Below are 14,253 nucleotides of genomic sequence, written 5' to 3'. Positions count from 1 at the left end.
TAATTGCTTTGATGCTGGTTGTAACCGGTATCACTTATTCCAACCATTTCAATAATCCTTTCAATTTTGATGATGCGCATACCATTGTCACTAACCAATGGATACGCAATGTCAAAAATATCCCGCAATTTTTTAAAGATGCGTCTACCACATCTTCTTTACCTGCAAACCAAGCATATCGACCAGGTTTAACTACCCTCAATGCAATCGATTATTGGCTCAGTGGCGGAAAAGGCGAACCAACGCCTTTCATGTTTCATATGTCTATTTTTTCCTCCTTTTTGCTCCTAGGTTTGTTATTGGTACTGTTTTTTTTGAAAATATTTGATACCGTATCACCTAACTCTTCCAATAAATACTTTGCAGTTTTTGGAGCATCTTTTTTTCTTCTGCACGCGGCAAATGCTGAAACTATCAATTATATCATCGCCCGTAGCGATAGTTTTTCTACTTTAATGATAATTTTGGCATTGGTGCTTTTTCAATATTCTACCTTCTCAAGAACCTATTATTTATTCCTAATTCCTGTTATTATTGGCTTTTTTGTTAAGGAACCCGCTATTATGGTTGGTCCTTTGCTTCTTCTTTACATTATCGAATTTGAATGGGATGGAAGTATGAAAAACTTACCATTTAAATCGATCTTGGTAAGGGTGCTTCCGGCAATTGTATTAGGAATCGGTCTTTTTCTGTTCGCAAAAGCAAATACTCCAACTACTTGGACTTCCGGAGGTGGAGACCGGTTACAATACCTTCAAACCCAAACATTTGTACTTGTTCATTATTTGAATAATTTTATTCTGCCCTTGAATCTGAGTGCTGATACCGATTGGGTTCTAATAAAAAATCCTGCGGATGATAGGGTTTTAATTGGGGTGCTTGTTATCATTGCCGCTCTAGTTTTAGCCTGGAAAACCTGGAAAAGTGCCGATTGGAGGCCGGTAAGTTTTGGAATCTTATGGTTTTTTGCAGCTTTGCTTCCTACTTCCAGTATTTTCCCTTTCGCAGAGGTTTTAAACGACCACAGGGTCTTTTTCCCTTACATTGGCTTATGTCTAGCTTCTGCCTGGACTCTTCGTATGTTATGGGTGAAATACCAGGAATCAACCTGGGTTAGGCCAAGCTTTTTGGTTTTTATTACCCTGTTTTTAGGATTGCATTCTTTTGGAGCTCATCAACGCTGCAAAGTGTGGAGTTCCGCTGAAAGTCTTTGGTTGGATGTAACTATAAAAAGTCCTAATAATGCCCGTGGACTCATGAATTATGCCAATGCATTAATGGCTAAAGCTGATTATGCCAATGCCGAGGTTTATTTTGAAAAGGCAAAAGCTCTTTGGCCTCAGTATTCTTATGTTTATATCAATTTAGGGGTATTGAAAAATGCTACAGGGCATCCGGATCAAGCTGAAGCCAATTTCAAAACGGCCATCAGTTTCAATCCCAATAACCCGGAATGTTATGCTTATTATGGTAGTTTCCTTCTTTCCAAAGGTAGGTTTGGTGACGCTTCCGGTATTGCTAAGCAAGGGCTTTCCGTTAGTCCCGGACATGTTGGGTTAAATAATTTACTAGCCAGCATTAATTCATTACCCCAAGGTGTGGCAACCACCAAATTGGATGTAGCCCTGAATGCTGCTAAACAAAATCCTAGTCCGGAAGCCTGGTTAAATGTAAGTTTGGAATATTACAATGTAGGCGATTACAAAGGTTGTGTCAAAGCTGCTGAAGAATCCTTAAAGCTTAATCCAAAGTATGATTTGGCTTACAATAATATTTGTTCTGCTTACAATATGTTGAAAGAATGGGACAAAGCTATTGAAGCCGGTAAAAAGGCCGTAGCGTTGAATCCAACCAGTCAGTTGAATAAAAATAACCTGTTGGTTGCCCAAAATGGTAAAGCAGGTTTTTAGTAAAGCTATTGATGCAATTTGCTTCTGGAGTCTATTGGGTTATTTCAGTTAATTACTTATTTAAACCAACTGAAAAATAACCTTCCTTAACATTTAACTTTGAAATGGCAATTCTGAAAAAACGGAGATTTGTAGTTTAGATTTGCTTCCTTTCCTATGGCGTTTAAACTATCATCTGAATATATGCCAACCGGCGATCAACCCGAGGCAATTCGACAACTAAGTGTGGGTATAAAATCCGGAGATCGGTTTCAAACCTTGCTCGGAGTAACCGGTTCGGGTAAAACTTTTACCATTGCCAATGTTATTAAGGAAGTAAACCTTCCTACCTTGGTAATTAGCCACAACAAAACCCTGGCGGCTCAATTATATGGAGAATTCAAACAGTTTTTTCCGGAAAATGCGGTTGAATATTTCGTTTCTTACTACGATTATTACCAACCGGAGGCTTATATTCCAACTTCAGATACTTACATAGAAAAGGATTTATCCATCAATGATGAAATTGAAAAGCTGAGGCTGAGTTCTTCCTCTTCCTTGCTGAGCGGAAGGCGCGATGTAATTGTGGTTTCTTCGGTAAGTTGTATATATGGTGTCGGAAACCCTGCCGATTTTAAAGAAAATACCATATGGCTTAAGAAAGGTGAAAAGGTAGGCCGAAATAAGTTTCTTCACCGATTGGTAGATGCTTTGTATTCAAGAACTACAGCCCAGTTTAGTAGGGGAAATTTTAGGGTGCAAGGAGATACGGTTGATATTTGGACTGCATACAGTGACCTTTGTTACCGCATTGTTTTTTGGGGTGATGAAGTGGAAGATTTGCAAACTTTTGAGCAGAGCACCGGCAAAAAAATAAGCTCTATGGAAAGCATTGTGATTTTTCCGGCCAACATTTTTGTTACATCCAAGGATTCTATGAAAAATGCCATGGTGCAAATTCATGATGATTTGGGGAAGCAAGTGGAGTTTTTTAAACAACAAGGTAAATTGGTAGAGGCTAAACGTTTGGAAGACCGAGTAACTTACGACCTTGAAATGATGCGTGAATTGGGCTATTGCAATGGAATTGAGAATTATAGCAGGTATTTCGATGGCCGTCCTCCGGGGTCCAGACCTTTTTGCCTGATTGACTATTTCCCGGATGATTTTTTGATGGTTATTGACGAAAGCCATGTTACTGTAAGCCAGGTGCATGCCATGTATGGCGGAGACCGTAGCCGCAAAGTGAACTTGGTGGATTTTGGTTTCCGATTGCCTTCTGCCCTGGATAACAGACCCTTAAAATTTGAAGAGTTTGAAGCCTTGCAAAATCAGGTAATTTATGTGTCGGCAACTCCGGCTAATTACGAACTCGAGAAGTCGGGTGGGGTAGTGGTGGAGCAAGTTATCAGGCCTACCGGTTTGCTCGATCCAATTATTGATGTTCGGCCATGTATAAATCAGGTGGATGATTTGTTGGATGAAATTGAAAAAACAACTAAGCGGGGCGAACGAGTGCTGGTTACCACTTTAACCAAGCGAATGGCTGAAGAATTGACCAAATACATGGGTAAAGTGGGAATTAATTGCCGCTATATTCACAGCGATGTGGATACCTTGGAAAGGGTAGAAATTTTAAGGCAATTACGCCTCGGAAATTTCGATGTATTAATTGGAATTAACCTCCTTCGGGAAGGTTTGGATTTGCCGGAGGTGTCCCTGGTGGCTATTTTGGATGCTGATAAAGAGGGCTTTTTGCGTAGCGAGCGTGCTTTGACTCAAACCGCCGGTAGAGCTGCCCGTAATGTTAACGGCAAGGTAATTATGTATGCCGATGTTGTCACTGATAGCATGCAGCGAACCATTGATGAAACGAATCGCAGGCGTGAAAAGCAAATTGCCTATAATGTTGAACATGGAATGACTCCCCAGCCTTTGAAAAAATCGATTGAAACGATTATGATGCAAACTTCGGTGGCTGGGAATAAAGAGGAACCAAAGCCTTACCTGGAGAAGGAAGAGGTTTCTTTAGCAGCCGATCCGGTGGTGCAATATATGACCAAAGATCAGTTGGAAAAAGCTATTGAAAAAACCAAAAAATCGATGGAAAAAGCAGCTAAAGAACTCGATTTTATTGAAGCTGCCAGGTTGAGGGATGAGATGTATGATTTGAAGAAACAATTGGAAACCAAGTGATTTTTTTGAAAACAAACTTCAGTGACCTGATCAATCACCATCCCCGCTATCGCCTATAGTTTGCGGCCAAACTATTTTCCAAGCACCTTTATTTTCTAAGCCGCAAAGCTATTTGGCTCTATCGGGTTTAGTTTAGAGGCTTTGGTACTTCTGTAGATTCTTCATCCTTGGAACAGTCCTTTACCTATTGCAACATCCTAACCTGGTAATGCACAATGTGGGAAACTGGGACTTTGCATTTTCCCCTAGCCTGTTTCGCAACGAAATCATGGATAAGGTGCTACCGAATGGACTTGCACCTCGGGCAACGATAGAGGCAAGTAGCCCACAGTACCCCTACGGCGTTAGCCTAGGGGGACGAGGACTACAGCCGAAAGCGTGACCCGAAGCCTATGCAGGAAAGTTGATTGAAAGGAAAAGTTTTTGGGCGGAGGGGGCCCGCCCAAAAACTTTTAAACATCCATTCTTTATGAAGAACGGTGGGCCATTTCGTAAGTAGTTTTGATATGTGGACCTAAAAATACTCGGGCATAAATACGGACGATAGAAAGGCCATCTACAATAAAACTAATGGAAGCCAGAGCAGCTAAAAGTAATTGATTTTCATGGATATGTGTAAAAACGATGTCCTCCCCAACAAAGGTGGGAGTAATTGGAAAACCGGTTAATCCCAGGCAACATAGCAAAAAGAACAAGGCAATTTTGGGATGAGCAAAGGAATGGCCTTGAAAATGATCCAGACTTAATTCACCGGCTTGTTGCTTAAGTCGAAATAAGGCTGCCGAACCAAAAGCGCCGGAAATTATTACCCCGCTTAGATACAGTGCGACTTGTTCTAATGTAAATTTTTCGTTGAAAGAAACAGCCAGGGTTATCCAAAAATGATTCATTACAATTAAGAACCAGGCCACTTGTGGATTGTGTCGTTCGGTAAATGATTTAAAAACCATTGAAACGGCAATGAAGCCAAATAAGATGGCCAATTTCCCTTCCCAATATTCTGGTAAATTAGTCCAAATTAAAAGGGCCACGGCACCCAGGTAAGTAATAATAAAGGAATATGTAAGACTTTTCAGGGTTAAAAAGTCAAGTTTATTTCCCATCCATTTGATTGGGGACCAAAGAAATCGATACATCAATTGATCCAAGTTCCATTCTTTCAAAGATAGCAGATAGAAGGTGTTTTGGAGTTTTCTGGGGAAGCTATCTTCAATGGTTTCGTTACGAGGAACGAAGTTATAGAATTGTTCCCGGATCAGATAGGTAACAACGGATGGAGAAACAAGCAATTGATAAGTTCTTAAAAAGGCATTTCCGGCAAAGTGAAACAAGGCCAATTTTTCGAAACCTGCCGCAGCTTCGATGAAAATAATTCCAATTTGAACGATGGAAGAATAAGCTATTTGGCTTTTAACGGAGGACTGTACCCGGGCAACTCCGGAGGCCAACAATGCAGTAAGTCCGCCCAAACCGCCAATTACCCATCGAATGGAGTCTTGATTTTCCCAGAATGGAAATGTTCTTAGTAATAAAAATACACCAATATGAACAGATAATGAGCCATAAAAAATGGCACTGGAAGGGGTTGGACCCTCCATTGCACGAGGTAGCCAGGAGGAGAAAGGAAGTTGTGCCGATTTGGCTGCTGCTGCAATTAAAATCATTAGGGAGATAAATACTCCAACCAAAGTATGACTATCCAGGTGCTCATGTACAAATTCGTTGTTGGAGAGTTTTAAAAAGGTAATGTTTTCGTGCCATAAATGGTGGCTCATCCACATGGCTAGAATTAATCCTATATCACCTAATCGGTAAATAGAGAAAACTTTAAGTGCATTTTTTACCGGCAAGTAGCGTTCCCTGTAAAAGGAAATGAGCAAAAATGAAGAGATTCCTAATATTTCCCATCCAATAAACAAGGTTTCGAAATTACCTGAGAAAATAACCAGGTTATAACCTGAAAAGAAGAATAAAATGGTATTGAAAAAGCGTTTGTAACCTTCTTCCCGATGCAAATAATAGCTGCAATAGATTGTTACCAAGAAGCTTAGGATGGAGCCAACCAATAAATAAACTGCGGTAATTTTATCGAAGCAGAAATCAATGAAGAACTCATAGTCGTCTTTTTGGTATACAATGATGTCTTTAATATTGACTGTCGGATGATTTAAATACAGCCAATAACCGGCGAAAATAAATCCAAGCATGAGGTGCAAACCTATTGTAAAAATGGTAAGACGGGCAATGGTATTTTCTTTTTGAGCAGGTATAAAAAGGCTTAGGATGAAACCAAGTAAAGGTATTCCAATGAATAAGTGAAGTAAAATTTCCATAATCAGCAAGTTAAAAGGGTTACAGGTAGGTTTTCGTGCGAGCTTTCTACCAATTTTACAGGATTATTGGTAGTTTCAACTTGTTCATTTATTGGAAGGTAGGGTTTAAATACACCCTCTTTAAACACAGAAAAGTTTCGTGTTTCCGGATGTACAGCAACTAGGTGAACCCATTCATTAATAAACCATTCGTAGGTTTCAGCATTTTTTTGAATTGTTTCCAGTAGAATATCCGGATCGTGTTCTACAATAATTAGCAACCTAACCGGATCGTGAACTTCAATCATTTGGCTGGGAAGTCCGGGTCTTAAATCTCCGTCGATTCCATTAGCTACACCAAAGAGTCCCATAACATTATGAGGAAGTTTGGTACCGGCGCCTAATTTGCGGTTATCTACTCTGGAGAAGTAATATTCTAAATTAATACCTCCACACACCGGAGCCGCGGCTTTGAGGATATTAAGAAGGTATTTTCCTTCAGGGTCAACATATGGATCAAAGGAATTAAGGAAGGATCGTCTATCCAAGAACAAGTGTCTGGATAATTCTCTTCTGCCAACGATACACAAGGCATTGGTGGCATGATTTAATTCGGGTCTAGGTTCAAACAAAGAAACAGATCTGTCGAGAATTTTTTTATGAATTTTCTCGGCTGGTAATTCGGTATCAATGGACATAAAACGTCTGGAACGTTCTTTGGCATTCAGATCCAGTGCTTTTCGAAAGGTTTCTTCATGTAGCAGGTGGTTTTGGTAATTGCTATTAGAGAGACTTGATTCGTCATAGAACATGATTTCGTCTCTCGTGGTATCGTGTAAAGCACTCACAAATTGGGTTGTTGAAGGAATCTCCAGACCTCTTTCTTTTAATATGGCTCTTACCTCGTTATGATTTGCCATGGTAGCAAAAACACGGGCGTTAACTGAACCCGGTCTGCCGGAACAGGCCCCACAATCATATGCTGCGTAATGAGGATTGTTTACACTGCTGGCACCATGCCCGACTACATAAACAATCGAAGCAAAGTTTCTTACTAGTCCTATGCTCCTTAGATTAGCTTCTACGCGATTAGCCATTTCTTCCACCGTAAAACCAATCTGAAGTCCGTTTTCATGTTGATGAGGTCCTTCGTTTTCGATGGTAAGTCTACATTCCTTATCCATATGTTTAAAAGATAAGGTAGTTGCAGGGCTGATAGATGGTTTAAAGATGTTTCGAAACAATTGAAATGCTGACCAGAAACCAACCGTTTGAGAAATTAGCCAACCTTGTACCATGGAATGACTACGTTGGGTAAAATGAACATCTTTTTTGTTTCGTTCTTTTGTTTCTATTTGTTTAATTAAGTATTTAGGAGTTACCGGAGCAGGACAGAGTTTGGTATAGAATTTACTGTGTTCCGGTTGGTAATAGAATTCAACCCCAAAGAAACCGGGTGTTCCAAAGGTTTCACAAGAATTATCGAGGTATTCTAAATGTCTACGCAAGGAACATTCCCTATCATCGATACAAAATAGTCCTTGGAAGCTGAGGTTTTCTTTTGGGGTATGTGAAAGTGTTTCTTCTTGAATACCTTTAAGAATTCTGTCATAATAAGACCATTCAAACGCTTCTTGCCAAATTTCCAAAACTTCATCCAATTCAGTAATTGTGATGGGAGAAAATAAATCTTCATAATCCTCAAGTACATGGGAGCAAATGGGTTGCCAGTTCCCTAAGGTATTATCCAGATTGTCGATTTCCATTATTAGTTCAAGGAAGATTAGTTCTTCCAATGAAATTTGCTTAGTATCCAACAATGTTTCAGGAAGGTCTTCGACAGTTGAAACCAATCCAGACCAACCTTGGTGAGCAAATTGTTGGTCAAAAAGATATTCTTTATACAAGGATTCTCTTCCAACAATAATTTTTAGTAAATTTTCGAGTGAAGTTTCTTCGTTTAGTAATAGTCTTTTTGCTCTTTCTGTTTTGAAGAAGCTAGTAAAGCAGTTTCTTTCCATTTCTCTTATGGAGTCGAGAAATTTTTTCCTAGTTACAGGGAAATTCCATATGGATATTCCTTGGTCAAGGTAACTGCAAAGAATACGAAAGAGAAAAGGGTGTACCTGGGAATCAAGGTCAATTTGGTATTCTTTTTTCCAAATTGATCTTAAAGTTCCAACCCTCCTTGGGGGATTGGTTTCGAATTTCTTGGTCAGCATTTTAGATTTGAATTCTTTCAAATCAACTTGACCTTTAATTTGAAGGATTTTGCTATCCAGAATTTTATCGTTGATTTCACCCTTTTTATATCTGTCTCTAAATTCTCCCAGGTTTAGATATACCTTATATCCTAGGATTTTAGCAGCCTTCCTGATTCCAGTATGAAAATTGTCGTGCTGAAAGGCGTGTAAAGTATTATGGTGGATAAAATCTTTGAGCGGAGCCTGTGAAGGCAAGTAATGCTTTAATTCGTGTATAGTGGCAGAAATGCCGTTTTTGTTGGAATGGGAATTATTCATAAGTTCGGATTGTTTGACAGAAACTGTCGTTGAACATTAGTTATTTACATTGGTCTACCAATGAAAACTAAATCCGAAGTACACGAATATCTAAATAGCTTAATTTGAAATCACTATTAGGTGGAGAACTGAGTTGTTGTTTAAATGTGGTACATTTAATTTTGAAAGGAACATATTCTTCAGAAGTTCCTGAATGGAAGAAATCATCTAATTTATCGTCCGATTCATTGGTTTCTGCCCAGTAGTTGAAGGAAGTCTCATTTAAATCGCTGGAGTTGACGAAAATTAATTTGTTATACGAAGGTTTAGATTTATTAAAATGAAAAATGTTCCCCCAAGCCTGAATACCTAATAATATTAGGTAGACTATTGTTATCAAGAGGAGAATTGATTTTTTCATTATATAAGTTGCAAAGGTAATTGCATCTATTACATAGAGAATTCGGAAATAGCTAAATTTTTGTAACAAAAAAAAATCCCTCCGGTTTGGAGGGATTTTCAGGGGATTAATATTCCCAAAGGTCGTGTTCTAATTTAAAAATGTCGTCTTTTACTCGTTCAGCTTCCAACAAGGCATCCATTCCCTGAGCGTATTCTGAAATGGTTCTGTTATAAACATTTTGTTCTCTAAAGATATAGCTACCGAACATTCTTTTCCAAAAAATATCTTCGAGGGTTTTACGTTCAGCATCGTTTTGGCGATTGAACACTTCTGCATTTGCGAAAATGCTTCTTGCTTCAGGGTAATAAATCCAAAATAGAGGTTTAGAACGAACTTCGCCTTCGTTTTCTTCAAATTTTACTGGTTGAAGTCCAATGATTCTAACATCTAAAACGGAGCGTTGTTTATCAAAAAACCAATCTTCTTTGATACGATATTCAGTTACTTCAGAAGGATCGAATTCATTGGTTGCAATTTTCATAATCTGATTGCCTGGATTATCCGGATCATCAACGAATAAAGTATCAGTTCTAGACATGATTCCATCAATTTCAGCTTTTGTCATTACGGTAGTGAATTCTTCATCATCACCTCGGTAAGCAGTAAGGCTACCCTCGTTAACTGCATCCATAATTACCTGAGTTAAACTTCTGCGGTCTTTGATTTTTTGTGCCGGGAAATAAAGAGGATGATTTATTTTTTCTCTTAGATCCATTTTTCTCCAGATTCTTTTGCACCACATTACATCAGCTTCGCGCAAATTGGTATATGGGATTACCTTACGTGTAGGGTAATGTTCTTTTACATAAACACCATCCAAAACGTTTTGGGCCACGCCAAGATTTGTAGAAGTAACCAAAGAGATGGTTACTAAAACTACCCATGCAAAGAATTTTTTCATTGGAGTTAAATTAAAATATTAACCATTGATTTTAAATACCACGTTTTCAAGTTTACGAGGTGTTCCGTCCGGTCCTACCGCTTTGATGTTTTCGATAATTAGTTTCGAACCTTTCTTCATACCTTTTATAGCAGTAAGCATTTCCGGAGTGAATCGGTTGCTAGTGGAGGTATAATCGAAGTAGTCACCACCTTTAGGAACTGAAATTGTGAAACCTGTAACTTTGAAATTTAAATCGAAATCGAAGTTCTCCATTTTAGCAATTACGGCTCCGGCAGCTTCAACTTCACCTTTGGTAATTAAACCTTCTTTTTTACCATTAACGAAAGGTGCCGGGTTAGGAACTGTTTTAACACGGAACTTAAATTCACCCATTTTTTTCTTTTGTCCGTTGAATTCAGCCATTACGCTTACTATTGCCTCTTTTGTTCCTGCAGTTACTTTAGCGATGTATTCGCCATTTTTTGCATTAACAGCCGATAAAGAGCCAGCAGAAATGCTTGGTTGAACTTTTTCGTTTGCAATACCTGGAGCTGAAATTGATAATGGGTTATCTACACCAATGTAAAGTACGTTCATTTTGGTTGGAGAAACTGTGATACCAGGTTTGGCTACCATGTATTCTGATTGGAAGGTATAAACTTCTTTTGTTCCATCCGGTTTAGCTACCTTAATGGCTCCTCCCCATTTTTTCAAACCTTCTGATCCATCTCTTGAAGAATAGCGGCCTAAACCACCTTCAACCGGAATTTTTCCTGATTCGCTCAAGATTTTATTTTGAACCGTATCTACCGATCCTAAAACAATTTCTGGGTTAGATGATGAATTAAAGGCCACCAGAAGGACTTCTGCTTTATACTCGTCGCCAGCGATTATGTAGCTGGAAGGAGCAATAACTCTAGCAGTAAGTTTATCAAAAGTGAAGTCATTAGCTTTAACAGCGCTTAACAAACCATTGATTACATCTGCCTCTGCATTGTTAACATCGTTTTGCATTTTGGTTAAGTTAGTAAGAACCGCTACCAATGGCAAGTGGTAGAAGTTCATTCCTGCCCATCCAATATCATGTCCATCTTCGATATATTTAATATCTGTACTTAATCCATTTTTAACTGCAGCTTGAACCTTGTTTTTGATATCAGGAATAATTTTTATTCCTGCACCATCATCAAGAAGTTTGATTAGTTTATTTCTGCAATTATCTATTTTTTCTTTTAATTCCAAAGCACTCCATTTCTCTGTTTTAGGTTTGATTTTTGCCAAATCTTCACCAATCATGATAGTGGTAGGTAAATCATAATTGTCTTTAGAATTGATATACTTCATACTGTCAATCAATTTATCAATTGATTTCGGGTCTTCAGGTTTGTCAATTTCAAGTACCAAATGCTTTTTTAATTCAGTAATATGTTGATTTAATTCCTTACAAATTTTTTGTACTTCCAAAGCCCTATCGAAATAAGGTTTGGTTTTTGTAGGATCTTTCTCCATTGCTGATTTAAACGCTCCATAAGTTGTTGTGTTTTTAAGTACGAAGTTTTTATTAGTCTTTTGGAGACCCTCGTTTACAACAATAAAAGCGTCCAAGATGGATTTGGATACGTTCAGTGCCAATAAGGCCGTCAGAACCAAATACATCATCCCGATCATCTTCTGCCTGGGGGTTTCTTTTCCTCCTGCCATTTTTTAGCGCGTATTAGTAGTTTTTCTTAGGTTCAGGATAAAGTTATTTGCGAACATTCATTGCTGACAACATGTTGCCATAAACAGTATTTAAAGCATCAAGGTTTTCAGCCAATTTAGCTACTTCTTCTCTGTAACGACGTGTATCATCAACAGAGTCGCTTAGGTTCTGCATAACGCTTTGAATTCCTGAATATAAACGGTTTTGAGTTTCAGTTAGTTCTCTTGAACCTTGAAGTTGTAGTTCATAAACCGCATTAAGTTGAGATAGGTTTTTAGCAACAGATTGAAGACTATCTCCAATTGATGCACCTGCTTCAGTACTTGTGGCTAATCCTGTTAGAGAGCTGGATGCATTAGCATAATTTTGAGCTAATTTTTCAACTGAACTGGAGGCTGTATTTAATTTATCAACGTAGTTATTGGTTGCTACACTTGCTTCGGAAATATCATTTAATTTGTTTGTTGAATCGCTAAGATTTTTTAAACCTGAACCAAGACTTTCAAGTAATTCTGGACCAATTTTAGCTTCTTCAAGTAATTTATCTAAGGATTGGGAAACTGAATCTCCAATTAGTCCGCCTCCTGCGTTACCTCTACCACCGTCTCTTGGATTTTCAGATTCCATTCCTGCTAATTCAGGATAAACTAAAGTCCAATCCGGTTCTTCATGAGGTTTTTCAAATGCCGAGAAGGCAAAGATTACGGCTTCTGTAAGTAGTCCTACGGTCAACATTTCACTCGCACCAGGCCAGTGTTGGATTTTAAAAAGTGCTCCAAGGATTACAACCGCAGCTCCGAGTCCGTAAATCATACCCATGATTCTTTTAAACGCTTTGTTCGATGCCATTTTACTTAATTTTTGATTGGTTTTTAGTTGTGGTTTATGATAAAATAGTAATTAAATGTACAGTCTTTAAAAACTGCGCAATAATAGAAATCTTTGGAATTGGAAAACTAAGTGTTAAAAATCTTTTTTATCTCTTCCTAAGAAACTCATTACACAGCGGAATCCAACATAGCATTTTGCAGTATCTTGGTATTCGTAAGTTCTGGAACTAGTTTGCATGTAGTAGCCTATATCTTTCCAGGATCCACCACGAATTACTTTACGTTTCAATGCTGGAGGATCTGAATCCTTGGCATCATAAAGATAATCAGGATTCAAATCATGTGTAAAATTATAAGCTGATTCATCAAATGCATTACTTGTCCATTCTGCAGCATTACCAGCCATGCAATACAATCCAAACTCATTTGGGGCATAGGATGTGGAAGTTACAGTATGAAAACCTCCATCATCTACGTAGTTACCTCTGAGGGGTTTATAGTTACCAAGGAAGCAACCTCTGCTATTTCTAATGTAAGGACCTCCCCATGGATATGGAGCTAAATCCAGACCACCACGAGCTGCATATTCCCATTCAGATTCAGTAGGTAATCTAAAGTCTTGAACGAAAGATTCTCCATTAGCTTGAAGATAACTGTTTAGCAATTGTGTCCTCCAAATACAGAAGGCTCTTGCTTGTTTCCAAGTAACTCCAACAACTGGATATTCGTCATATGCCGGATGCCAAAAATACATATTGGTCATTGGCTCATTAAATGAATAGGTAAAGTCGTGTATCCATGAAAGGGTATCAGGATAAACGTTAATAATATCCTTTTTAATAAATACTGAACGATCTTTCATTCCTTGCTCTCTGTTTGCCTTACGAGCAGCTTCTCTTAGATCAATCCAGTAGTATTCAAAATTTAATTTTCTAGTATCAATTTCACGACGGCGGTAAAATCTTTCATGTTCTGGAAGATATAGTTCTTCCAATGTTTCCATTGTTTGCTCGTCATCCCATTCAATCTTCTCTTCCCAGTTTATACGTTCGCCATATTCACCTTCTTCTAAAATGTGGTCTTCACCAATTAATCGATGAGCCATTGAATCCCTAACCCAATATACGAACTGGCGATATTCATTATTGGTAATTTCCGTTATATCCATGTAAAAGGCTTGAACGGAAACAGTTTTTGATTGAGCTGTAAGTGCATAGGGTGCATCTTGGTCGCTTGGCCCCATTTGATAAGAGCCCATAGGAATAAATAACATTCCATATGGATCTTCTTGGTACCATTCTTGTCGATCTTGAACTCCGATAAGATTACCGCGACCCTTATCTCCACAACTTGCAAGAGTTAATACTGCTACTGGGAGAATCAAAAGGAGTTTTTTCATGTTCAAACGTTTGGTTGGTTCTAATTCAAACGAGGTGATTTTCAAATTATTTTTCCTATTATGAAAAAAATCTGCAAG

At 38.4% G+C, this 14,253-nt stretch carries 9 protein-coding genes; 2 read left to right on the top strand and 7 right to left on the bottom strand.

Annotated features, from left to right (window positions below):
• Together K1X82_06730 and uvrB are read left to right on the top strand one after the other, a co-directional pair.
• A partial coding sequence (locus K1X82_06730; GenBank protein MBX7181787.1) for a hypothetical protein occupies positions 1 to 1,910 on the top strand: 1,910 nt, incomplete at its 5' end.
• Between the two features lie 156 nt (positions 1,911 to 2,066).
• Positions 2,067 to 4,085, top strand: a complete 2,019-nt coding sequence (gene uvrB, locus K1X82_06725) for an excinuclease ABC subunit UvrB (protein MBX7181786.1) — start codon at positions 2,067 to 2,069, stop codon at positions 4,083 to 4,085.
• 467 nt (positions 4,086 to 4,552) lie between these two features.
• Here uvrB and K1X82_06720 read toward each other — a convergent pair whose 3' ends face one another.
• The 7 genes from K1X82_06720 to K1X82_06690 form a co-directional block, all read right to left on the bottom strand.
• Positions 4,553 to 6,418 carry a hypothetical protein gene (locus K1X82_06720; protein MBX7181785.1) on the bottom strand — a complete coding sequence of 622 codons (1,866 nt, stop codon included), beginning with the start codon at positions 6,416 to 6,418 and terminating at the stop codon, positions 4,553 to 4,555.
• Positions 6,419 to 6,420: 2 nt separating this feature from the next.
• Complete coding sequence (locus K1X82_06715) at positions 6,421 to 8,919, bottom strand: DUF2309 domain-containing protein (GenBank protein ID MBX7181784.1); 2,499 nt, start codon at positions 8,917 to 8,919, stop codon at positions 6,421 to 6,423.
• Between the two features lie 67 nt (positions 8,920 to 8,986).
• Positions 8,987 to 9,319, bottom strand: coding sequence for a hypothetical protein (locus K1X82_06710; GenBank protein ID MBX7181783.1), 333 nt, complete (start codon positions 9,317 to 9,319; stop codon positions 8,987 to 8,989).
• Positions 9,320 to 9,425: 106 nt separating this feature from the next.
• Complete coding sequence (gldN, locus tag K1X82_06705; protein ID MBX7181782.1) at positions 9,426 to 10,262, bottom strand: gliding motility protein GldN; 837 nt, start codon at positions 10,260 to 10,262, stop codon at positions 9,426 to 9,428.
• Between the two features lie 18 nt (positions 10,263 to 10,280).
• Positions 10,281 to 11,945, bottom strand: coding sequence for a gliding motility protein GldM (gldM, locus tag K1X82_06700; GenBank protein MBX7181781.1), 1,665 nt, complete (start codon positions 11,943 to 11,945; stop codon positions 10,281 to 10,283).
• 43 nt (positions 11,946 to 11,988) lie between these two features.
• A complete protein-coding gene (gldL, locus tag K1X82_06695) occupies positions 11,989 to 12,795 on the bottom strand; it encodes a gliding motility protein GldL (protein MBX7181780.1) in 807 nt (268 codons plus the stop codon).
• Positions 12,796 to 12,909: 114 nt separating this feature from the next.
• Positions 12,910 to 14,175, bottom strand: coding sequence for an SUMF1/EgtB/PvdO family nonheme iron enzyme (locus tag K1X82_06690; GenBank protein ID MBX7181779.1), 1,266 nt, complete (start codon positions 14,173 to 14,175; stop codon positions 12,910 to 12,912).
• Positions 14,176 to 14,253: the final 78 nt, after the last annotated feature.

This window comes from Bacteroidia bacterium (assembly GCA_019695265.1).
Classification (GTDB): domain Bacteria; phylum Bacteroidota; class Bacteroidia; order JAIBAJ01; family JAIBAJ01; genus JAIBAJ01.
This window is presented reverse-complemented; position numbering and strand designations above follow the sequence as displayed.

What these genes read in the sequence shown, in the direction of transcription:
- gldM (MBX7181781.1), bottom strand. Translation starts at nt 11,945, where the DNA reads ATGGCAGGAGGAAAAGAAACCCCCAGGCAGAAGATGATCGGGATGATG.
- gldL (MBX7181780.1), bottom strand. Translation starts at nt 12,795, where the DNA reads ATGGCATCGAACAAAGCGTTTAAAAGAATCATGGGTATGATTTACGGA.
- K1X82_06710 (MBX7181783.1), bottom strand. Translation starts at nt 9,319, where the DNA reads ATGAAAAAATCAATTCTCCTCTTGATAACAATAGTCTACCTAATATTA.
- K1X82_06715 (MBX7181784.1), bottom strand. Translation starts at nt 8,919, where the DNA reads ATGAATAATTCCCATTCCAACAAAAACGGCATTTCTGCCACTATACAC.
- uvrB (MBX7181786.1), top strand. Translation starts at nt 2,067, where the DNA reads ATGGCGTTTAAACTATCATCTGAATATATGCCAACCGGCGATCAACCC.
- K1X82_06720 (MBX7181785.1), bottom strand. Translation starts at nt 6,418, where the DNA reads ATGGAAATTTTACTTCACTTATTCATTGGAATACCTTTACTTGGTTTC.
- gldN (MBX7181782.1), bottom strand. Translation starts at nt 10,262, where the DNA reads ATGAAAAAATTCTTTGCATGGGTAGTTTTAGTAACCATCTCTTTGGTT.
- K1X82_06690 (MBX7181779.1), bottom strand. Translation starts at nt 14,175, where the DNA reads ATGAAAAAACTCCTTTTGATTCTCCCAGTAGCAGTATTAACTCTTGCA.